The 21,440-nt window shown below is 54.5% G+C and carries 12 protein-coding genes, 2 tRNA genes, 3 rRNA genes and 1 pseudogene; 5 read left to right on the top strand and 13 right to left on the bottom strand.

Annotated features, from left to right (window positions below; genetic code table 11):
• Positions 1 to 398 precede the first annotated feature (398 nt).
• From AB1644_10860 to AB1644_10870, 3 genes are read right to left on the bottom strand one after another with little or no spacing between them, the layout of a single operon-like run.
• Positions 399 to 1,334: an MlaD family protein gene (locus tag AB1644_10860; GenBank protein MEW6051548.1), complete on the bottom strand. Its 936-nt coding sequence runs from the start codon at positions 1,332 to 1,334 to the stop codon at positions 399 to 401.
• 49 nt (positions 1,335 to 1,383) lie between these two features.
• A complete protein-coding gene (locus AB1644_10865; GenBank protein ID MEW6051549.1) occupies positions 1,384 to 2,172 on the bottom strand; it encodes an ATP-binding cassette domain-containing protein in 789 nt (262 codons plus the stop codon).
• Entirely contained in the window at positions 2,169 to 2,990 is an 822-nt protein-coding gene (locus AB1644_10870; protein MEW6051550.1) for an ABC transporter permease, read from the bottom strand. The genes AB1644_10865 and AB1644_10870 overlap by 4 nt, the downstream gene beginning before the upstream one ends.
• A 143-nt stretch (positions 2,991 to 3,133) precedes the next feature.
• Here AB1644_10870 and AB1644_10875 point away from each other — a divergent pair, with 143 nt between their 5' ends.
• Positions 3,134 to 3,523 carry a hypothetical protein gene (locus AB1644_10875; protein ID MEW6051551.1) on the top strand — a complete coding sequence of 130 codons (390 nt, stop codon included), beginning with the start codon at positions 3,134 to 3,136 and terminating at the stop codon, positions 3,521 to 3,523.
• Positions 3,524 to 3,582: 59 nt separating this feature from the next.
• Here the strand turns inward: AB1644_10875 and AB1644_10880 are convergent, their stop codons facing one another.
• The 3 genes from AB1644_10880 to AB1644_10890 form a co-directional block, all read right to left on the bottom strand.
• A complete protein-coding gene (locus AB1644_10880; protein ID MEW6051552.1) occupies positions 3,583 to 4,146 on the bottom strand; it encodes a hypothetical protein in 564 nt (187 codons plus the stop codon).
• A 341-nt stretch (positions 4,147 to 4,487) separates the two neighbouring features.
• On the bottom strand, positions 4,488 to 5,438 hold the full coding sequence (locus AB1644_10885) for an NmrA/HSCARG family protein (GenBank protein ID MEW6051553.1): 951 nt from the start codon (positions 5,436 to 5,438) through the stop codon (positions 4,488 to 4,490).
• Positions 5,439 to 5,575: 137 nt separating this feature from the next.
• On the bottom strand, positions 5,576 to 6,112 hold the full coding sequence (locus tag AB1644_10890; GenBank protein MEW6051554.1) for a DinB family protein: 537 nt from the start codon (positions 6,110 to 6,112) through the stop codon (positions 5,576 to 5,578).
• Between the two features lie 254 nt (positions 6,113 to 6,366).
• Between AB1644_10890 and AB1644_10895 the strand changes: the two genes are divergently transcribed.
• Entirely contained in the window at positions 6,367 to 6,840 is a 474-nt protein-coding gene (locus AB1644_10895) for a DinB family protein (protein MEW6051555.1), read from the top strand.
• 755 nt (positions 6,841 to 7,595) lie between these two features.
• Here AB1644_10895 and AB1644_10900 read toward each other — a convergent pair.
• Positions 7,596 to 9,758: a hypothetical protein gene (locus AB1644_10900; protein MEW6051556.1), complete on the bottom strand. Its 2,163-nt coding sequence runs from the start codon at positions 9,756 to 9,758 to the stop codon at positions 7,596 to 7,598.
• 566 nt (positions 9,759 to 10,324) lie between these two features.
• On the opposite strand from AB1644_10900, the gene AB1644_10905 reads away from it, so the two are divergent.
• Positions 10,325 to 10,789: a transposase gene (locus tag AB1644_10905; GenBank protein MEW6051557.1), complete on the top strand. Its 465-nt coding sequence runs from the start codon at positions 10,325 to 10,327 to the stop codon at positions 10,787 to 10,789.
• A 788-nt stretch (positions 10,790 to 11,577) separates the two neighbouring features.
• On the opposite strand, the gene AB1644_10910 is transcribed toward AB1644_10905, so the two are convergent.
• Positions 11,578 to 11,838 (bottom strand): integrase core domain-containing protein, encoded by a 261-nt coding sequence (locus AB1644_10910; GenBank protein MEW6051558.1) that lies wholly within the window; start codon positions 11,836 to 11,838, stop codon positions 11,578 to 11,580.
• 687 nt (positions 11,839 to 12,525) lie between these two features.
• Here AB1644_10910 and AB1644_10915 point away from each other — a divergent pair.
• Together AB1644_10915 and AB1644_10920 are read left to right on the top strand one after the other, a co-directional pair.
• Positions 12,526 to 13,569 carry a hypothetical protein gene (locus AB1644_10915; protein MEW6051559.1) on the top strand — a complete coding sequence of 348 codons (1,044 nt, stop codon included), beginning with the start codon at positions 12,526 to 12,528 and terminating at the stop codon, positions 13,567 to 13,569.
• Between the two features lie 227 nt (positions 13,570 to 13,796).
• Positions 13,797 to 15,419: pseudogene (locus AB1644_10920) on the top strand (S8 family serine peptidase).
• A gap of 122 nt (positions 15,420 to 15,541) precedes the next feature.
• Here AB1644_10920 and rrf read toward each other — a convergent pair.
• The 5 genes from rrf to AB1644_10945 form a co-directional block, all read right to left on the bottom strand.
• Positions 15,542 to 15,658: ribosomal RNA gene (rrf, locus tag AB1644_10925) — 5S ribosomal RNA — on the bottom strand.
• 231 nt (positions 15,659 to 15,889) lie between these two features.
• Positions 15,890 to 18,895 (bottom strand): 23S ribosomal RNA (locus tag AB1644_10930).
• A gap of 164 nt (positions 18,896 to 19,059) precedes the next feature.
• Positions 19,060 to 19,132, bottom strand: a tRNA-Ala gene (locus AB1644_10935).
• An 11-nt stretch (positions 19,133 to 19,143) separates the two neighbouring features.
• Positions 19,144 to 19,217 (bottom strand) — tRNA-Ile (locus tag AB1644_10940).
• Between the two features lie 158 nt (positions 19,218 to 19,375).
• A 16S ribosomal RNA gene (locus AB1644_10945) occupies positions 19,376 to 20,926 on the bottom strand.
• The 16S, 23S and 5S rRNA genes sit together here with 2 tRNA genes alongside, the layout of an rRNA operon.
• Positions 20,927 to 21,440: the final 514 nt, after the last annotated feature.

The following is a 21,440-nucleotide window of genomic DNA, read 5'->3' on the forward strand; positions in this document are numbered from 1 at the left end:
GAGCTATACGTGATTACATCGACTCCCACAACCAGCACCCCAAGGCCTTCGTCTGGACCGCCTCGGTCGAGGCCATCATGAAGAAAATATCCAAATGTAAAGAAGCGTTAGATACAGGACACTAGAAGCCTCCTCTGGCACCAAGTTCCTCCCAATAGATTCTTCTGTATGCATCATCCCAGGAATTCGAATACGGAGCATCCATGATGTTGCCGTTGAGTAACCAGTTATATGTGTAGCTCCCATAGTAACTCAGTCCCATCGCTCGAGTCTGCCAAAGATGTGCCCGTTCTTCGTTAACCGTAGCTGGCGGGTGCCCCACCCGCTTGCGGGTGGGAATAGCCGTCAGCCGCCCCCCAAAACCCCACCTGCAAGCAGGTGGGCCACCCAGCTTTCCCCTAAAACACCGAAAACTTAAAATACTTTCTCGGGTTCTTTTCGATATCCGTGACCAGATTGTTAATCCGAACAATCAGGTTCGTCACTTCATTGTACAGCGCCGTGTCGTTCACCAGTAGCCCCATGTTCCCCGCCCGGCTGTTTATCTTTGCCGTGATCGAATCGAGCCGCGCGCTCGTTGAGGCCAACCTGTCATACAACGCCGGGTCATCCATCAGCTTGCCGACTGACCCTTTTCCTTCAGTGACTTGGCTGGTCAGCCGCTCGCTGAAGTTTCCGATTTTCTCAATTGATGACGTCAGCCGTTCCTGGTTCTTCTGCAAGTCACGTGTGAGAAGTGCCAGATCGGACAATAGGCGCGTCATCTGCTGATACAGTACCTTGTCCGTTGCCAACTGGCCAAGTGTTCCCTCACCTCGGTTCATGCGACCCAAAAGCGTATCCAGATTCCCGGCCAATGAGCCGGCTCTGTTCAGCGCCGTCTCCCCTGCTTTGAACATGGCGGCCGCTTCACCAACGTCGCGGGTGGCAATCACCTCGTTTTCTTTGACTAATTCAAGCCCTTTAGTCCCCGGAAAGATTTCGACATACTTGTCTCCAAGAAAACCGATAGTCCCAAGCGCGACCTCGGAGTCCTTTGTCAGCATATGCCAGACCGATTTCTTCACCCGGCAGGTCACTTTGACCTGGCGCAGAGAATCCAAATTTACAAACGTGACCGAGCGGACATTCCCCACTTCCACCCCGGACATCCAGACCGGCGAACCATTGACCAGCCCGTTCACGTTCTTGAAATAACAGATGAACATCCCCTTTGACTCGAAGATGGATGTTCCTCCGCCTGTCAGCGAGGCCCACATTGCGGTGGCAATGGCAAACATAACGAGGAGGCCGACTTTCAGCTTTCCCCAGCGAACTCCGATTGATCGTTTCATATATTTAGCCTTGTATTCTCACTCTATCGGCAGACAGATATTTTCCTATTCAGACACCCGGCGTGTGGTTGACGAACTTCCGCTCGGCCACAGCGGTAAACGAAGCCCGGAATGGTTCGAGAAAATCCTGCACGCGCCGGTCGACGGAATCTCGCAACCCGGCCAGGTCGCCATCGAACACCAACTCGCCCCCGTGAATCACGATAAATCGGTTGGCAATCGCCAGGGCATCGGCAATCTGATGGGTCACTACGATAGTCGAGATCGCCTTCTCCTTGGTCAGCTTGTTTATCAACCATAGAACATTCTCAGTTGACTGCGGGTCCAATCCGGTCGTGGGTTCATCGTACAGCATGATTTTGGGATTGGTGGAGAGCAGCGCCCGACCGATTGCCACCCGACGCTGCATGCCGCCGGATAGCTGTTCGGGCAGCTTGTCGACTATCTCATCAGCGTCCAATCCAACGAACCCCAGCATCTCCACCACTTTCTCTTCGATCTCGGCCCAGGTCATCTTGGTGTGCTCAAGCAGATAGTAACCCACGTTCTCGCCCACCGTAAGCGAATCGAACAGCGCGCCATCCTGAAACACCATGCCGATGCTCTTGCGGATCTCGCGTTTTTGTCGTTCCCGCATTACGCATATGTTCTCCCCGTCAATGATCACCTCGCCGCTCTGAGCGCAGACTAGGCCAAGGATGAGTCGGAGAATGGTCGACTTTCCCGAACCGGATGGCCCCATAATGACAGCCGATTCGGTCTGGTCGATTTTGAACGAGATATTCTTCAGCACCGACTTGTCATCATAGGAGAAGTTGACATTGCGCAGCTCGATCATAGGTACCCCTTGATGAACGAATAGATCACCTTGGTGATGAAGAAATTGACTATGAGGATCGTAATCGATGTCAGCACGACGGAATTGGTCGTCGCCTGGCCAACCCCTTTGGTGCCTCCTTCAGAAGAGAACCCCTTGTAACAGGAAATGAACGCGATGACAAACGAGAACAAAAACGGCTTGAACAGCCCCATGAACAGGTTGCCGAAAATAAGCCGTTCCCGTACCGAGGCCCAGTACATGGTGGAACTGACATGGGCGATAAACACCGCAATCACCCAGCCGCCGAGAATGGCGATAACATCGCAGACAACCGTGAGAACGGGAGTCATAATGATCAGCGATATCAGACGAGGCGTGGCAATCTTTCGAATCGGGTCTATGCCAAACGCCACCATGGCGTCGATTTGATTCGATGACTTCATAGCGCCGATCTCGGCCGTAATCCCGGCTGCAACGCGAGCCGCGATCATCAATCCGGTTAGTGTCGGTCCGAGTTCACGGACGATCGCAATGGCCATGATCCGTCCCAAATAATCCTTGGCGCCGAAATCGGCAAGCTCCTGCGAAAACGCCAGCGCGAATCCCTGCCCCGCGAAGACGCCCGTCAGAACAACCAGATACAGCGAACCGACGCCGATCAGGTACATCTGCTCGAATGTCTCGGGTATATAAAATGGACGGCCAAGCAGTGAGGCCAACATCCGCCCCGAGAAAAAAAACAACTGCTGGCTTTCGTAAGCGGTATTTTTGAGCCAGTTGTTTAGCGCCGAGAGAATGGAACAGTCCTTTCGTTTCCGGCCTATGGTAGGTCCCAAGTCGTTTGGCGTCAAGGTTTATCGGGCATCAGCCGCAGCCTGTCAATCATCCTCCTTACCTCTCGTTACAACTACTCCCTTCTAAAGCGAGTAACAATCGGTGTCGATACCTGAAAGACTGGTAATTCTACATGAGGGCGGCTATGCAAGAGAAACATATCAAACGGTGCGGCAACTGCGGTGTCTGGTTAACCGCAAGCGATTTCGTAAACAACCCGGACCTCGTGCCGATTGGCATGATGTTCATTGAAGACGATACGACGACCGCCTACTACATGTTTCAGCATGAAACACCAAACTGCCGTTCGAGTTTGGCCGTACCGGCAAATGAATTCAGGGAGTTCATTGTCGAGCCGGTTCCAGACCAGGTGCTGACACTCTCGGAGTGTTGCAAAGAACATTGTGTCAAGTTGAACGACCTCAGCAACTGCAAACAGCCCTGCTACTTTGCGCCGTTCCGTCGGTTTCTTTTTCAGATGATTGAGAAAAAGGGACGCGCGGCTGTCCCCGACATCGGCATCAAATCCTGGTAGAGGCCAAGACCCCGAACCACTTCCACAGTGGGTTGGGGTCCTGACCACAGACCCCGCGATTACGCCGAGGTTTTCTGCGGAGCCGTCTGAAACGAATACTTGTATCCCGCCCAGAGCGCAATTACCCAGAACAGAATATCCATCGGGGAAAATCCCGCTTTCAAAATCTCCCAGGCCAGACCCGGGGTCAACTGCGAGATGACATCGAAGATTCCCATTTGCTCCTGTTGCGCTATGAAGTGACAGGAGGTGAAGATATCACCGAGCGCCAGACCAAGAGCCGCGCAACCTGCCCCCACGAACCCGAACGCCTGATCCACGCCCTTACCCATTTCGCGCACGGCATAGCCGCAGAGAAACCCTATGCCGATCGCCACGATGCCGAGGTGGTAGTCGGTAACGACCGTGATGATTGCCCACGCGACCGCGCCAACTATGGCAGCGGCCAGACCGCCGAGAATCCCCTTGCCGAGACTTTGATCTCGCCGTAGGCGATCGAACTGCTGCTGCAAACGAAGTTGTTCGACCTGCCCCTGGCCAGGTGTCGGTAGATTAGGTTGTGGAAGCCCTGACGACGGCGGCAAAGTGCCTGTCTGGCCCTGATTGGGTTTGTGAAAATCCATGACTTTCTCCTCCAAGATGAGAGGTGATGAATGCCGGCCGAGCATTCCCGTGACTGTCAGCCGGTATTATCATAGTATCGGAAACTGGAGGTGGAAAGTAAACGATCATCCTAAGGGCCTGGCAGACGGGCGAGGCTGTCCCAAAAGTCGCAACCCCAGTTGCGTCAGTTCTTGCGACCTCGATGCAATCGGGGTCGTGTGAACTGACGCCCTTTGTCTCCAATGAGATACGGCGTTAGGTCACAACCCCGACTTCCTCGGCGTCAGGACCTGACACAACTGATGTGCAGCCTTAGGGACGGCCTCCGCGGTCTGTCCACAAAGCGTAATCACAATGAAGATTACTTGATCGGGATGCGGTTCCCGTTCCTGGCCAGCCAACTGTCAAACGTCTGAAGATCCGGGTTGAGAATTTTCGCCGTCTCAGGTTGGCGCACGCCGCAGAAGTATTCCTCGAAGTCACGCTTGAACTGGAACATATTCCCCAGGTCATCGGCTCCGGGAAAGCCGAAACTCCGGTATACTTCGGGTTCGACTGCGTTGTACCGGACCTCTTTGCCAACAGCTTTGCTGAAGGCGGCCGCCATCTGCGTGCCGGTGAGATGCTCGCCGGCGATGCCGACCGTCTTGCCGATATACTCCTGCCCCTTCTTGAAGATGCCATAGGCACACCTGCCGATATCTTCGGCTGCGATCCCGGGCAGTTTCTTGTCTCCCATTGGGAACGTGATGGCGAACGAGCCGCTTTGATCCTTCTGCGGACCCATGCCGAAATGAATGAAATTATCCCAGTAGAACGAGGTGAGCAGAAAGGTTGTCGGGACTCCGACCTGCGCAAATGCTTTGTCCGCCTCACCCTTGCCGTCGAAATGCGGCACTTTGTACTTTCCCTGAAGGGTAGGCATCCGGTTGTCATCGAGCGGCACCCACTTGCGGGTGTCCTCCAGAGTTGACCAGATGACATGTTTCAGACCGGCCTCTTTGGCGGCCTCAGCCATCGAACGGGCCTCCGCTACCTCTTTTTCGGCTGAAAAATGATCCCAGAAAAACGTTACGCAGAACGCTCCGTACGCGCCCTTGAAAGCGCGTTTCAAACTCCCGGGATCATCCACGTTCACGGCAACAACTTCGGCGCCGAGCTGCGCGAGTTCCTTCGCCTTGTCCGAATTTACATCGCGGGTGAGCGCTCGCGCGATGAACCCGCCGGTCCGGTCATTCAAGATAGCGCGAACCAACCCGCCCCCTTGAGCACCGGTGGCGCCGACAACAGCGATGATCTTCTTCTCACTCATAACTATCCTCCATGCGGTTTCCGGCAGGCCCGGAGAGGCCGGCCACTGTTTTCATGGATGGTTAAACACCAGTGCTCGGGCCGGCGTTCCCTGCCAGAGGCACAATAGTGGACTGTGAAGGTCCGCTCTTGGGATACTTACTGAGATTTCAGGTAGCGCGCCTGTATGATCCGACGGTGGTGGAGCTCGTGCCCGGCTATTATCCACGCCAGCGCCCGCACACTCACCGCGAACCCGCTGGCGGTTCCCTTGCGGGACCAGGCTTCATCGTCAAGGTGCGTGAACAAGTCTACTGAGGCGGCGCGAACATGCTCGAATTCGGTCAGCAAGACCGGAAGCGGCCGCTGTGAAAACTTCGCCACCTTCACATAGTCATCGTGTTCAAAACTCGCCAGTGCCGTTCTGTCAGCCCGGGCGATCCGAAGCGCCCGATAGGCAAAGACGCGCTCGGCATCGATCACATGCCCGAGAATCTCTTTGATGTTCCACTTCTCGGGAGCATAGGAGTACATCGCTTGCTCATCGGACAGGCCGGAGAACAACGCGCGGGCATCGGAAACCTGGTCTGACAATGTGGTTAGAATGTCACCATGTGATATGGCAGTGATATACTTCCCGTAGTAAGGGGCATATTCGAACTGATCAGGGGCGGTGGATCGGAATTCTGGTGTCATGCGCGGTTTTCTCCTTCAGCCCCCTTATACCGAGAAGTAACTTCAATTCTCCGCCCAACGCAAGTGGAATGCACATGTAGCCCGAGGTGTATCCCACCTGCTTCAGGTGGGTTCCTAGTTCTCACCCAAACTCAATCGACCCTATCGCCTCAGTCCCGAACACCGTTTCCCCTTTCGTGGCTGCACCTGCACGAAGTGATTGACGAATTCGCCCAAATTGCCTATGTAGCCCCAAACATAGACCAGGAGGAACCATGGCAGAGAATGTCGCCAACGAATTGATCACCAGGCAGATATTCCCGATTCTGCAAGAAACTTTCGAGAAAGTTGAGGGGATTTATCTCGACCGAGGAACATCGCTGTGCGAGACGCTGGACACTCTATCCGCGGCTGAGGCATCGCGTCCCACCACGCCGGGCGGCACGAGTATTGCGGGGCATGTGGAACATATCCGGTTTTACCTTCGCGTGATGAACGACTACATGGATGGCAAGTTCTACGAGAAGCTGGACTGGAAACAGAGCTGGCTGGTTCACACGGTGTCGGAGCAGGAATGGACGGAACTTCGGCAGCGCGTTCGGGACGATTACCGGGGACTTCTGGCGCACCTTCAGAGTTTCCCGGACTGGAACGACGAGCGTCGATTGGGTGGGGTGATAGCGGTAGTGGCGCACACCGCCTTCCACATCGGCGCAATCAGACAGATGGTGAAGGTGGTGAGGGGATGACGGCTGTCACGTCAAACCGTACAGAGTGCCCCACAGCTTGCGGCTTGTTGAAAAACTATGCTTTTCTGAAAACAAGAGCAACTGTTCGTTGTGGCGGGCCTTGCGGCCGCAAGGTATGTCATCGCCGCACTTCGACTTCGGCTCAGTGCGACGACGATAGAGCGCACTTGCACTGAAGTGCGGCCGTGTGACCCGCCACTTTTTCAACAGGCCCCTTGCTGTGGGACCGTGTGGAGCTGCGGTGTCGAGTTTTTTCAGTCGCGCTGCCGAATGCCCAGAGTAGCTCGCTTCGGAACTCAACCTGCGACACTGGCAGAACCAGAGGCGGTTCTGCCGATAGCGTCATGGTGAGGTGATTCCACCGAAGGCGGAGGCGACGTGACAATCCTTTCCGTCGCGTCGAGCGCAGTCGAGACGCGGGCTATCGGCCTATCGGTTTGCCGCCGGTTCTCGTCTTCGCTCGAACCGACGACAGGGGCGCTGACTGGATTCAGGCTCTCGGCGGCCGGAATTACAACGGTGGGTATCCGGTCACACCGTCTGCCAGTCGGCAGAAGGGAGGGCCCGATACAACGGTGGACACCCACCGCAAGCGGTGGGGTACCCCATCCCCTTGGGGTGGGTTTGGATAAACGGCAGACCTCCCGGTCTGCCGACCTTCGGCATGAAAATAGAAAGAGGCGACTTGAGGAAGTCGCCCCTTTTGCACCTCAGCGGTTAATCGAACCTGTTGGTCCTCTTTACCGTCACGTGTCTTATGGACACGACGGCAAAACGATTGCCCCTCCAAACAGGAAATCGATTAACATCTGCAGATCAGATATGTCAATAGCACCCGATGTATCGACATCGTTCTCCTCGAAGCACGGTGAGATAGCGCCACCGAAGAACAGATAATCGACCATGGCCGACAGATCCGAAATATCAACGATATCCGCCGGGTCACCATCGACATTGCCCGTTGTGCCGGTGCAGCAACAGACCTGCGACGTGCACGCAACTCCTTGTGGCTTCGGTTTGCCGCCCAGGATGCGACAGCATTCCGGATCCAACATGACACACTGACCTGTGGGCAGGCAGCATGCCTGCAACGGCGCACAGAGTCCTGTATGCGGAGTCCCGCCCTGCAGTGCGCAGCAAACCGGATCCATGTTGACACACTGGCCGTTTGGCAGACAGCATGCCTGAGGTGTGCTACAAGTAGCACCCGGTTGTGGCTGGCCCCCCTGGGCCGTGCAACAGAGCGGATCCAGCGTCACGCACCGGCCATCCGGGAGGCAACATGCGACTGGGGTAGTGCACGTAGTACCAGCCCCCTGTGGCTGGCCGCCCTGCATGAGGCAGCACACCGGGTCCATCATGGCACACTGGCCGCTTGGCAGACAGCACGCCTCAACAGCGCTACACAATGCTCCGGGCTGCGGCTGCCCACCCCGCTGCATACAGCAAACAGGGTCGATCGTGACGCACTGACCGGTGGGCAGGCAGCAAGCGACCGGGCTGGTACAAAGGGTTCCAGCCGGTTGCGGTTGACCACCCTGGAGCAAACAGCAGCGCGGATCGACATTCACGCACTGGCCATTCGGCAGACAGCAGGCCTGCGGCGGGTCGCACACAGTCCCGTCCCCCTGATAGACGCCGCCCAGAATAGTCTCGCAGGTTACCTGATCGGTAACGGTACACTGCAAGACGCCGACCGCATCCGGATAGCAGCAGGCTCCGGTCGGCGCTGTAGGAGCTCCGCCGGTGATGACGAATGAGAGATCCAGCGACTGCGGCTTCGGCCGACACTGGTGAATAATCAGTCCCTGAATTCTCACGTTCCGCCCCTGCAACAGATCTATGGAGACCCATTCCGGATTGTAGTTGGGCACAACCAGGTCGAATTCGTAGTGCCCCGGCCCAAGCGTACCTCTTATGTCACGTGCGATCATAATCGACTCGTCCGTTCCCGGAAGCGGCGGAATTCGCGGCTGCGGTGGAGGGTTTCCGTCGATTGACCAGATATCGGTGGCAAAGTTGATCGCAAATATGACGGACGACGGGAAAGTCGGGTTGAACGGAAAGATGTCGAACGCGACATGAATCTGCTTGAACCTGGTGGTGTCATACGGATGGTCGTAAAACCAGATATTCCACCAGCCCGAGGGGTACTGGTACCATCCCAGGCCGTATGCGTCGGTGCCCGAACCGCCGGCGAAGTTACCGTTTTCATCGAAGGCGGCATCGTAGTCGTTATTGATCGGCGGAGTCGTGTCGCGCGGTTCGTAGAGATCGATCCAATTGTAATCACTCAGAGTCGCCCATACAGCGTCATCGTTCCAGTGGTTTCTGGTAGATTTCCACCCCCACTGCACCGTAACCGGGCCGGGCTGCAAGACCGCCGAGACGTTCAGCCAGTAGATTGTTCCGGAGTCCTGATGGAACCAGTCAAGCGTGTCAAGAAAGATGTTGTACTGAAAGTACTGCTGGTGGTCGTTCGCGAGCACTTCCCCGATACTCGGGTCGTACCAGCCCTCGGGAGTCTGCGCCGTCACGGGGAGGGTGATGAAGTTGAATATCTGTCGTTCCCAGATAACCGGTCCGGGGCGGCTGTACGGAATGGTTGGAGGATTTTTGGGAATGTCCTGGTGAATGCTGACGATGAAATACTGAATCTGGCCCTCGATGTCGTTCTTCCATGAGCCCCAGAAGTGGATGTCCTTCACCCAGCCGGTCTCCGAACACATCCAGTCATCGGCGAGAACCACCGGCGCGGTTGCATTGACATCCCAGCCGGCCTCATCCGGCAATTGCGGGAAGTGCATCTTGTGACCATCGCTCGGTACCCAATCCGCGACTGCATACAGAACTCCGAGGGCGAGAATACAGACCAAGGCAAGCATCACGCGAGCAGGTGCTCTATTCCTCGTTTTCATAGTAACTCCAATAGTTTGCAGCTATATGGTTTGTTTCCTTTCCAAGTGGGTTCGCTGTCAAATAGCACAGCGGCGGGCGGACCATGTACGCTGACCATATCGGTGCGACCTTGAGCTTGAGATTAAATTATACTGTGAAAACCAGTTTGCTCTGAAACAACAGAGAAATCAGACGCGGAATTCGAGATGTTCGAGTGCGAGTCTCAGAGCATCGCCCAGATGTCAGTCAATGTGCTTTAATGTAAACTATTCCGGTCTATATTGTCAAGGCTTTTTTCAGGAGAGGTGAAGCAAATGCCGGGGGGCTTCGTGCCGCACCTACCAGGTGCGTTTGCTGCAAGCGAACCCGGCAACGTCAAAGTCTGACGGCGTGTGTTCGATCACCCAAGAGGTCACGGAGAATTCTCACCTTTCAGGTGAGGTACAGGCACGGTTCGTGCCGCACCTGCAAGGTGCGTTTGCTCTGAGCAGAACCGGAAATTTCACTGACAGTATCTGTCAGTCCCCCCTGATAGTTTGTTTCCGTGACGGTAAAGCACTTCGAACACGATGGACGAGCCCGGTTTGTGACATTCAGCACACACCGCCGGTTGCCGATGCTCACCAACAACGTATTTAGAGGCGCTGTGGCCGCATCGATCGAATCGGTCTGCCGACAGACGAACTGCCAGTTATTGGCATGGGTCGTCATGCCTGAGCATGTGCATCTCGTGCTTGTCCCACCGCTTGATGTGAAGATCGGGGCGGTAATTGGAGAAATCAAGAAACGCTCAGCGAAGATTATTCACGAGGTACTCGTGCGTCACAACAGCCCTTTGCAACAGCGACTCACCATCGTCCGCGACGGCGAGCCGAGGTTTGTATTCTGGATGAGGCGATGTTTTGATTATAATTGCCGGACTGAGGAGGGAGTGCGTCGAGCCATCGCCTACTGCCATTGGAACCCTGTCAAGAGAGGGATGGTGCGGGCTCCAGAGGACTATGTTTGGTCGAGCGCCAAGTGGTATGGGGACGGCGCAGATGTAGAATAGAGATTGTGATTCTGTGAAACATCTCGTTCTTGCGCGTGTGCGAGAGATTGCGTGACGGACGGAGAATACACACCTTTCAGGTGAGGCACAGGGCAAGGCCACCAGTTTCTTCTGACCCCAGTGCGGATGCGCCGATCGAGCCTCGACGATAGCCTCTTCGATCAATGCCGACACCGCACGAGGCGAGTGATGAGGAACGCGCGATCGGTCCTGCAGTCCCGCATCCCGTCCTCCTCATACCGCCGAACCCACTTGTAGCTGGTCTCACGGCTGACGCTTCGTGCCGCACCTACCAGGTGCGTTTGCTGCAAGCGAACCCGGCAACCTCAAAGTCTGACTGTGCGTGTTCGATCACCCAAGAGGTCACGGAGAATTCTCACCTTTCAGGTCAGGCACAGGCTTCGGGTTCCGCGCTACGTGACATTTCTCGGCTGGAATCTGACCCCACCGCAAGCGGTGGGGCACCGAGTGACGCCTCTGCGCTTAAATATGAGACAGTCAGAGAGTATGGCTTCGTGCCGCACCTACCAGGTGCGTTTGCTGCAAGCGAACCCGGCAACCTCAAAGTCTGACTGTGCGTGTTCGATCACCCAAGAGGTCACGGAGAATTCTCACCTTTCATGTCAGGCACCGCGGCCGGCAACAGATCCCACATCCCACCATGAATAGTGGGCCACCGGCCTGAATTAGTCGTCATACGGTAGTAACACTTCCACGGATTACTCTGATTTGCCCAAAATCAAGCACTGCAATTACACAAACCCTATTCATAGTGTAATGCTCCCTATTTAGCCAGCGTTTTCTAAGAGAGTCCTCGTGGTCAGGTTATAGGTTTCTTCGACCCGGTTGGGGGTCCGGTATCCCAGCGCCGAGTGTAACCAGGTCTCGTTATAGGTTTCGATCCACTGGTCGAGGGCGGCCGATAGTTCATGTGGGTCGCGCCATTCCCGTAACCAGATCAGTTCCTCTTTGAGCGCCCGCATCATCCGCTCAGTGACGGCGTTTCCTTTCGGGTTGTTGTAGCTGGTGAAGGCCTGATGAATCCCCAATAGCTTCGTGCCGCACCTACCAGGTGCGTTTGCTGCAAGCGAACCCGGCAACCTCAAAGTCTGACTGTGCGTGTTCGATCACCCAAGAGGTCACGGAGAATTCGCACCTTTCAGGTGAGGCACCGGGGCTATGACGGGGTCTTGACCTACACGACTCTCTCGAATCAGCGGGAGGGTCCGTTGAAACATAGAGTGTAGCGGTCCAGTATGCAAATGGAAAGTGCGTGGGCTTAGAGGTAGGGACCTGGTTAGTAATCAGTAAGTCGGGGAAGCCGGCCACGCACAGGACAAGATAGCACACCGTTAATCGGAGCAACCGACCGCGAGGCGGTGGGCCACCCGACCCAGCGGTGTCCCATGGCTTATTTGGGTTCGTTTTTGGGTCTGCTTCGGCGTATCTTGTTGTCGCACAATGACCGATTGGGTTCGTTTTGTTGTTTTTCAAATTTCGCAATGCACTTCTTTCCCGTGGCTGCATGTGTGAACGGACAAGTTTCGCCACAGAAGGGGGGGCAAATCAATGTCAGTACAAAGTCTGTAGGGAAAGTGCGGCAAAGGGGCGGGCCACTGGCTGGCGGAGAATGGATAGAAGAATCTCAATTTCCCTCTTGACACGTGGGGAGTGGGTATTCGTTATATTTAAATAAGACGAGGGATCGACCTCGGGAGGTTTTTATGGACATGGGAATGAAGGTCGCAAGTGTGACACGCACTCTGGCTTGCGCGGTAGTCGGCATACTCCTGCTCTCGTGCAGTGACGGGCCGACAAGACCGAGACCGCCCCAGAAGGAGTATCCGTTCTATTTCAGGGCGAACGCGTTTACTTATTATCGCTTCCATCCGGTCTCAAAACAGATAGACACAATCGTACTGCCATATCGTTCGTTTCCAAACATTGCGGTGTCGACTGATGGTAAGCGGCTTTACATACCATATGGGAATTCCACCGTGGTTGTGGGCACCGACTCGTTTGCCTTCATAGCGGAATTACCCTACCCCAGTACTGGTGGTGTGGCAGTTTCTCCAGACGGCAAGTTGGTGGCAATACAAGGCACTGATCTGAATATTCTGCGCACATCCGATTACTCGGTTGTATACACAGATACGACCAGCTCGGAGTTGGTGGGGGATTTCTCGGCTGATGGCAGGCACTTCTATGGCAGGGGGGATTGTCAGCATATCTACAAACTCAATCCTTACAACGGCATTCGGGAAGTTGAAATGCAATTCCCCTCAGAATGTGTCACGAGGTTTGTACCGTCAATTGACGAGACCAAGTGGCTACTCTATCTACATGTCTCGACTTTCGACCATTTCTTCCAGGTCTACGACGTTGCGAGCGATTCAATAGTGTTCAGCCTGTATATCACACCGGGTCAGGGCTGGATTGTTGTCACTTCTGACGGCAGGTACGCATTCATATCAAATCCGGGAACACCCTTGTTCGGTCCTCCTCCTCCATCATCGTTTCTGATGTTTGATATTCAGAACAACGTCCTCTACAAAGAGATTGACACGTATGGCCTGATAGGGGACAGCATCCGAGACTACCTGCCGATTGGCGCGATGGCTGTCTCACCCGATGGGAAGATACTGGTGGCAGCCCGAGCGTACGCGGCGGGAAACGGCGATTTCATAGTGTTTGATATTCAGACAGAACTTATCACAGAGAACTACTTCGTGGGCAGTGCGGCGGCACTGGTTTGGATTACGTGTCAGGCTGCACCCTAAAGGAATGGAGGTGTAGAATGAGGGTCGAGAGGTTCATCTGGTTAGTGTCGGTCGTGATAGCAGTACTTGCGGCTGGCATTCGCGCGCAGTTCTATCACGGTACTGATGGGATGGTACCTTTGGGGATCGATTCGACAAAAGTGGTCGTCAAATTTGATATTGGATCTTCTCAGCAAGACGTATTGTCACGGATTGCCCGGATTGTCTCGGCTGTCCCGGATACGAACATGCTTCCGGGATTTGTGGCGTGTTCATTGTCCGTTACGGACGGTTGCACGGCATTCCTGGATTCGCTAAACGGAGTTGAGGGGATATACCTCGGGGAGCCATATTACTACTTCGAGAGCGGTCTGGCGGCGCCGGTCGGCGAAACGTTTGTTGCGGCGTTCAACCGTGACCTCTCCCAGTCGCAGATCGACAGCATTAACCTTCGGTATCGAGTTGTCATTGACCACGCGTTGGAAGGGATCGACAACGTATTCATTCTTCGGAACACCGATTCTTCAGGGTACCGACTATTAGATATCACGAATCTGTACCATGACCTGCCGGAAACCCGTTACGCTGATCCCCAGTTCGGAATTCAAGCGCAGCCGATGGCATACAAGCTGTTCGACTATTATCATCCATATCAGCCGCACACCAAGAAAGTAATCGGTACATTCAATAGCGCGTCGGTCTGGGACTTTGCTGGCCTGACTAACCCAGTTACAGTGGCAGTGATCGACGATGGTGTTAACTCGCACGAGGATTTGCCGGCTTCCCGTTTGCTTGCGGGACGTGATTTCTATCCTCCCGGCGGTGGGGATTATAACCCTCAACCCGGGGCACTGCAGAGCCACGGCATATCGTGCGCCGGCATAATAGGAGCTTCTCACACGACTGACAGCTTGACAGGGACGCAGACAAGCAGCGGAATATTGTCTCTTAACCCGTACGTAAAGATTCTACCTGTGAAGATATTTTCCGATGAGGGCGATGGGATGACGGCGGAGGAAGATGCTCCCGCAATCTATTGGGCGTACGAGAATGGCGCAGACATACTTTCGTGCAGTTGGGGATTTTTGCCAGGTACTGATGATCAAACTCTCAACGACGCGCTTCACGCGGCATACGACAATGGTCGCTTTGGGCGTGGCTGCCCAGTGATATTCAGTTCCGGGAACAATGATAACAAATTCCCTGTGTCGTATCCGGCCCGATTACCTTTTTGTTTCGCCGTCGGCGCCACGCATTTGAACGACACCCGCTGGGAGTACAGCAGCTAGGGGGCTGACCTTGACCTCATGGCGCCAAGCGGCAATGTGTGTCTGCGGGGGGACGTCTGGACTCTGGACCAAATGAGTACTACGGGATTCAATCCGAATGTGGATTCACTTTGTGGTTCCTCTATCACCTGGAATTGCAGCAGCCCCAATGATTTCGACTACGATTGTCATTTCGGTGGGACTTCTGCTGCCTGCCCGGTTGTGTCCGGCACTGCCAGCCTTCTTTTGTCGAGAGACTCGATGCTCACGTCTGACCAAGTTTATGATATCCTCCGTTACTCGGCCGTGCCGCTTGGTGTGACGGTGCCGAATGATACGTTCGGCTATGGCCGGGTCGATGCCTTTCGGGCTGTGCTGTCGATTTCACACGGCGACGCCAACAATGACGGCGCCATTGAAATAGGCGACCTCACTGCCATCGTTGATTACGTCCTTCTTAACGGTCCAGATTTCTTTCCCAGTCACCTGCTTGGAGATTGCACCTGCGACGGCTTGGTCGACATTTCAGATATCCAGCTTTTGGTCGATTACGTGATGCTCGGAATCGGGGACCCGCCCGTTAAACCGTGCTACGAGTTCTGACTCAGCGCTTCTGTTAAGGTACAGGTGTCGGATTACACTTGTCTACGTTTGGCTGGATGAGCAGGGAGTGACGGGAGACGACCAAAACAAAAAAACCCCCTCTTGCGAGGGGGTTTGATTTACCCCGGCGGCTTTCTACTCTCCCACACCCTCTCAGGTGCAGTACCATCGACGTTGACAGGCTTAACTGCTGTGTTCGGAATGGGAACAGGTGTGACCCTGTCGCTATCGCCACCGAGAATATCCGTGGCCTGCGGCTGAGATTGCTTCGGCGAAGCGCCTCGCAATGACACGGTGTCGGACCATGCAGGCCGTAACATTCTGATAGCAGTAAGAGATACTCGAGGTATCGCCCAAGAGGCGGCGCGAGGGTACGCATGCCGGGATGCGCTTTCAAGTAGGAGTCGCAAACTTTCTAACCGAGATTGCTTCGGCGAAGCGCCTCGCAATGACTCGGTAGTAGAAATTTTACGATTAAGCCGCACGACCGATTAGTATCACTCGACTAAACGCATTACTGCGCGTACATCTGTAACCTATCAACCTGGTCATCTTCCAGGGGTCTTTAGAGGCTTGCGCCTGGGAAACATCATCTTGGAGTGGGCTTGGTACTTAGATGCTTTCAGCACTTATCCCTTCCCAACGCAGCTACCCTGCGATGCAACTGGCGTCACAACAGGTGCACTGGAGGTTGGTTCAACCCGGTCCTCTCGTACTAAGGTCAAATCTCCTCATGTTTCCTACGCCCGTATCAGATAGGGACCGAACTGTCTCACGACGTTCTAAACCCAGCTCACGTACCACTTTAATTGGCGAACAGCCAAACCCTTGGGACCTTCTCCAGCCCCAGGATGTGATGAGCCGACATCGAGGTGCCAAACCCCCTCGTCGATATGAACTCTCGGAGGAGATAAGCCTGTTATCCCCAGAGTACCTTTTATCCGTTGAGCGACGGCATTTCCATGCACAACCGCCGGATCACTAACACCTGCTTTCGCATCTGCTCGACTTGTCTGTCTCGCAGTTAAGCTCCCTTATGCGTTTACACTCTACAGCCGATTACCACCCGGCTTGAGGGAACCATTGCGCGCCTCCGTTACATTTTGGGAGGCAACCGCCCCAGTTAAACTACCCGCCTGACACTGTCTCTGCGCCTGTTTCACGACGCGAGGTTAGATATTCGATAGCATGAGGGTGGTATTTCACCGGTGGCTCCACCGACCCTAGCGGGCCAGCTTCAGTGCCTCCCACCTATGCTACACACACGGTACCAAACACCAATGTCAGGTTATAGTAAAGGTTCACGGGGTCTTTCCGTCCCGATACGGGTAAGCGGCATCTTCACCGCTGCTACAGTTTCGCCGGGGCCCACGTAGAGACAGTGCCGCAATTGTTATACCATTCGTGCAGGTCGGAATTTACCCGACAAGGAATTTCGCTACCTTAGGACCGTTATAGTTACGGCCGCCGTTTACTGGGGCTTCAATTCAATGCTTCACCTTGCGGCTGACATCTCCTTTTAACCTTCCAGCACCGGGCAGGTATCAGTCCCTATACGTCGTCTTGTTAGACTTAGCAGAGACATGTGTTTTTAGTAAACAGTCACCGCGGCCATTTTACTGCGGCCACGTTCGGCTTCATAAGTAAATATGTTACCTACTAGTGGCACTCCTTATCCCGAAGTTACGGAGTCAAATTGCCTAGTTCCTTTACGTGAGTTCGCCCGAGCACCTTAGGATACTCTCCTCGCCTACCTGTGGCGGATTGCGGTACGGATTGCGGAGCAACTGGCACAGAGGTTTTTCTTGGCAGCCTGATTAGAGTCAGTTCTGGTCTAGGACCACCCCATCACCTCTCGGCGTTAGGACCGTGGATTTGCCTGCGATCCCCGCCTACGGGCTTAGACCGGCACAACCGATGGCCGGCTGACCTTTCACTTCTGCGTCACCCCATAGCTCATAACGTCTCTCCACAAGTACAGGAATTTTAGCCTGTTTACCATCATCTACGCCTTTCGACCTCGACTTAGGTTCCGACTAACCCTGGGAGGTTTAGCCTTGCCCAGGAAACCTTAGGCTTACGGTGTGCAAGTTTGTGGTCTTGCATTCTCGCTACTCGTTCCGACATAATCCCTTGTCTATCGTCCAGCCACTCTCGCGAGTAACCTTCATGCGACAGACAATGCTCCCCTACCACTCCGCCTTGCGGCGGAATCCAGAGCTTCGGTGCCATGCATAGTCCCTTGAATTATCGGCGCAGAGCCACTAGACTAGTGATCTGTTACGAACTCTTTAAATGATGGCTGCTTCTAAGCCAACATCCTAGCTGTTTAAGTAGTTCCACATCCTTTACCACTGAGCATGACTTAGGGACCTTAGCTGCTGGTCTGGGTTGTTTCCCTCTCGGCGATGAAGCTTATCCCCCACCGCCTGACTCCCGGAGAACATTTTACGGCATTCGGAGTTTGATTGGGTTTGGTAGCCTTGTAGGGCCCCTAGCCCATTCAGTGCTCTACCTCCGTAAAACTTATATCCGAGGCTAGCCCTAAAGCTATTTCGAGGAGAACCAGCTATTTCCAAGTTTGATTGGCCTTTCACCCCTATGCACAGCTCATCACCCAGCTTTTCAACACCGGTGTGTTCGGACCTCCAGCTCCTGTTACAGAACTTTCATCCTGGCCATGCATAGATCACTTGGCTTCGGGTCTACTCCCTGCCACTAATCGCCCTATTCAGACTTGCTTTCGCTACGGGTCCGCAAGTGTTTTGCTTACCCTTGCGACAGAGAAGTAACTCGCCGGATCATTATTCAATAGGCACGCCGTCAGTCCGGAGACTCCGAAGAGTCACCATTCCTCCGACAGCTTGTAGGCACACAGTTTCAGGTACTATTTCACTCCCCTCACGGGGTACTTTTCACCTTTCCCTCACGGTACTGGTTCACTATCGGTCACAGATAAGTATTTAGCCTTGCCAGATGGTCCTGGCGGATTCGGACAGGATTCCTCGTGTCCCGCCCTACTTGGGAGACTCACACGAAGCCATCAGCATGTCGGTTACGGGCCTGTCACCCTCTCTGACGGACCTTTCCAGATCCTTCACCTATACAGATGGTTTGTAACTTCGCAGCTCGTCTGACACCGAGCCGAGTGGTTCCCACGACCCCGGAGGCACAACGCAGTCAGGCTTTAACGTGCCGTCCGGTTTAGGCTGATCCCCGTTCGCTCGCCGCTACTGAGGGAATCACGGTTGTTTTCTCTTCCTGCGGGTACTGAGATGTTTCAGTTCCCCGCGTTCGCGTCAGACACCTATGGATTCAGTGCCTGATGACCAGGAATGACCCTGGCCGGGTTGCCCCATTCGGAGATCTCCGTTTCAGAGGTTGTTTGCACCTACACGGAGCTTATCGCAGCTTACCACGTCCTTCATCGCCTATCTGTGCCAAGGCATCCGCCGTGTGCCCTTAGTAGCTTAATCGAAAACCTACTTGGAAGAGCATTCCTTCGGCATACGCATTCCTGCGCAGCCTTTTGGAAGATACCCTTGACGTATCTCTTTACTACTATTCAGTTGTCAAAGAACCGTTGATGCCCGAAGGCATCGTGTATCGGTTATGATACAAAGTTACGTTTTTGCAAATCTGGAGATGACCGGGATCGAACCGGTGACCTGTGGCTTGCAAAGCCACCGCTCTCCCAACTGAGCTACATCCCCGACCGAATCAATGGGCCTAAATGGAATCGAACCATTGACCTCGCGCTTATCAGGCGCGCGCTCTAACCATCTGAGCTATAGGCCCAGAATAACAAGTCGATCTGCTCGCCTGAAAGGCGCCGGATAACATTTGTATGTAAATAGCCCGCCGAAGACCGGCGATCCGGTCCGGAGGTGAATTCGTGTCGCTCGACCATCGATGGTGCCGACCGGTGGGGTCGGGCATCACACCGTGCTCCTTAGAAAGGAGGTGATCCAGCCACAGCTTCCGCTACGGCTACCTTGTTACGACTTAGCCCCAGTCGTCAGTATCACCTTAGGCGTCGCCATCCTTGCGGTTAGGCAAACGACTTCGGGTGCTCCCAACTTCCGTGGCTTGACGGGCGGTGTGTACAAGGCCCGGGAACGTATTCACCGCTGCCTGCTGATCAGCGATTACTAGCGATTCCGCCTTCATGGAGTCGAGTTGCAGACTCCAATCTGAACTGAGGCCGGTTTTGGGGATTGGCTCCACCTTGCGGTCTTGCAACCTTCTGTACCGGCCATTGTAGTACGTGTGTGGCCCTGGGTGTAAGGGCCATGAGGACTTGACGTCATCCCCACCTTCCTCCGGCTTGTCACCGGCAGTCTCCGTAGAGTTCCCAGCGTTACCTGATGGCAACTACGGACGAGGGTTGCGCTCGTTGCGGGACTTAACCCAACACCTCACGGCACGAGCTGACGACAGCCATGCAGCACCTGTGCACGGGCGCCCGAAGGCGAGGCCGGCTTTCACCGACTGTCCCGTACATGTCAAACCCAGGTAAGGTTCTGCGCGTTGCTTCGAATTAAACCACATACTCCACCGCTTGTGCGGGCCCCCGTCAATTTCTTTGAGTTTCAATCTTGCGATCGTACTCCCCAGGCGGGGTACTTAATGCGTTAGCTGCGGCACCGAGGGGGTCGATACCCCCGACACCTAGTACCCATCGTTTACCGCTTGGACTACCAGGGTATCTAATCCTGTTTGCTCCCCAAGCCTTCGCGCTTAAGCGTCAGTATCAGTCCAGAGAACCGCCTTCGCTACCGGTGTTCTTCCAGATATCTACGCATTTCACCGCTACACCTGGAATTCCATTCTCCTCTCCTGTACTCAAGGCCGACAGTATCAAATGCAGGCTGTCAGTTAAGCTGACAGGTTTCACATCCGACTTGTCGGTCCGCCTACGCGCCCTTTACGCCCAGTAAATCCGAACAACGCTCGTCCCCCCCGTATTACCGCGGCTGCTGGCACGGAGTTAGCCGGGACTTCCTCTGTGGGTACCGTCAGGTGCAAGGCAGTTACGCTTGCACGTTTCTTCCCCACTGACAGGGTTTTACACACCGAAATGCTTCATCACCCACGCGGCGTTGCTGCGTCAGACTTTCGTCCATTGCGCAATATTCCCTACTGCTGCCTCCCGTAGGAGTCTGGGCCGTATCTCAGTCCCAGTGTGGCCGATCACCCTCTCAGGCCGGCTATCCATCGTCGCTTTGGTAGGCCGTTACCCTACCAACAGGCTAATGGAGCGCGGACTCATCCTCAAACGGCAGGTTACCCCGCCTTTGACCGCCCGGCGATGCCGCCAGGAGGTGTTATCCGGTATTAGGCCCCCTTTCGAAGGATTATCCCGGATTCGAGGGCAGATTATCCACGTGTTACTCACCCGTTCGCCACTTTACTCATCCAACCGAAGCCGGATTTTCTCGTTCGACTTGCATGTATTAAGCACGCCGCCAGCGTTCGTTCTGAGCCAGAATCAAACTCTCCGTGAATATCACAAATGTTACTTTGTCTCTTCCGAAGTCATGATCTGGGCGAACAAACGTTCGCTTGTTCATGATTTACAAATATTGATCACAACGATTCAACCGAATCGTGGACCCGCGACACGACCGCCAAACCTATGGCGCCGTGTCTTCGACGTGGCTATTTAGTTGTCAAAGAACCGCTTTCCGACAAAAAATCTGCCAAACGTTCCTGTCCGGCAGACTTGAAGAATACACCACCTATACTTGACTGTCAAGCGATTTTTTACAAATCTTTCCTGATGTCAAACAAACCGGTTGAGATTCTGACGCTGCCAGACCTTGTCGTCTGTTACCCCGCCGATGCGAAGCAAGACGTCACTCCGGACGCCAACAGACTATTATCGGCACTTCCAGTGTATGTCTGAAGCGACTGTCTGTCAAGCCCGCATCGCGAGATTCTTACAGATAATATACGGCCTGGCGATATCTCTTGTGGGACTGGGGAGTCAGTTACTGGGCTTGACCGTAATTTGGTCGC

The organism is Candidatus Zixiibacteriota bacterium, from assembly GCA_040753875.1.
GTDB lineage: Bacteria > Zixibacteria > MSB-5A5 > GN15 > FEB-12 > DATKJY01.

What these genes read in the sequence shown, in the direction of transcription:
- AB1644_10860 (MEW6051548.1), bottom strand. Translation starts at nt 1,334, where the DNA reads ATGAAACGATCAATCGGAGTTCGCTGGGGAAAGCTGAAAGTCGGCCTC.
- AB1644_10865 (MEW6051549.1), bottom strand. Translation starts at nt 2,172, where the DNA reads ATGATCGAGCTGCGCAATGTCAACTTCTCCTATGATGACAAGTCGGTG.
- AB1644_10875 (MEW6051551.1), top strand. Translation starts at nt 3,134, where the DNA reads ATGCAAGAGAAACATATCAAACGGTGCGGCAACTGCGGTGTCTGGTTA.
- AB1644_10880 (MEW6051552.1), bottom strand. Translation starts at nt 4,146, where the DNA reads ATGGATTTTCACAAACCCAATCAGGGCCAGACAGGCACTTTGCCGCCG.
- AB1644_10885 (MEW6051553.1), bottom strand. Translation starts at nt 5,438, where the DNA reads ATGAGTGAGAAGAAGATCATCGCTGTTGTCGGCGCCACCGGTGCTCAA.
- AB1644_10890 (MEW6051554.1), bottom strand. Translation starts at nt 6,112, where the DNA reads ATGACACCAGAATTCCGATCCACCGCCCCTGATCAGTTCGAATATGCC.
- AB1644_10895 (MEW6051555.1), top strand. Translation starts at nt 6,367, where the DNA reads ATGGCAGAGAATGTCGCCAACGAATTGATCACCAGGCAGATATTCCCG.
- AB1644_10900 (MEW6051556.1), bottom strand. Translation starts at nt 9,758, where the DNA reads ATGAAAACGAGGAATAGAGCACCTGCTCGCGTGATGCTTGCCTTGGTC.
- AB1644_10915 (MEW6051559.1), top strand. Translation starts at nt 12,526, where the DNA reads ATGAAGGTCGCAAGTGTGACACGCACTCTGGCTTGCGCGGTAGTCGGC.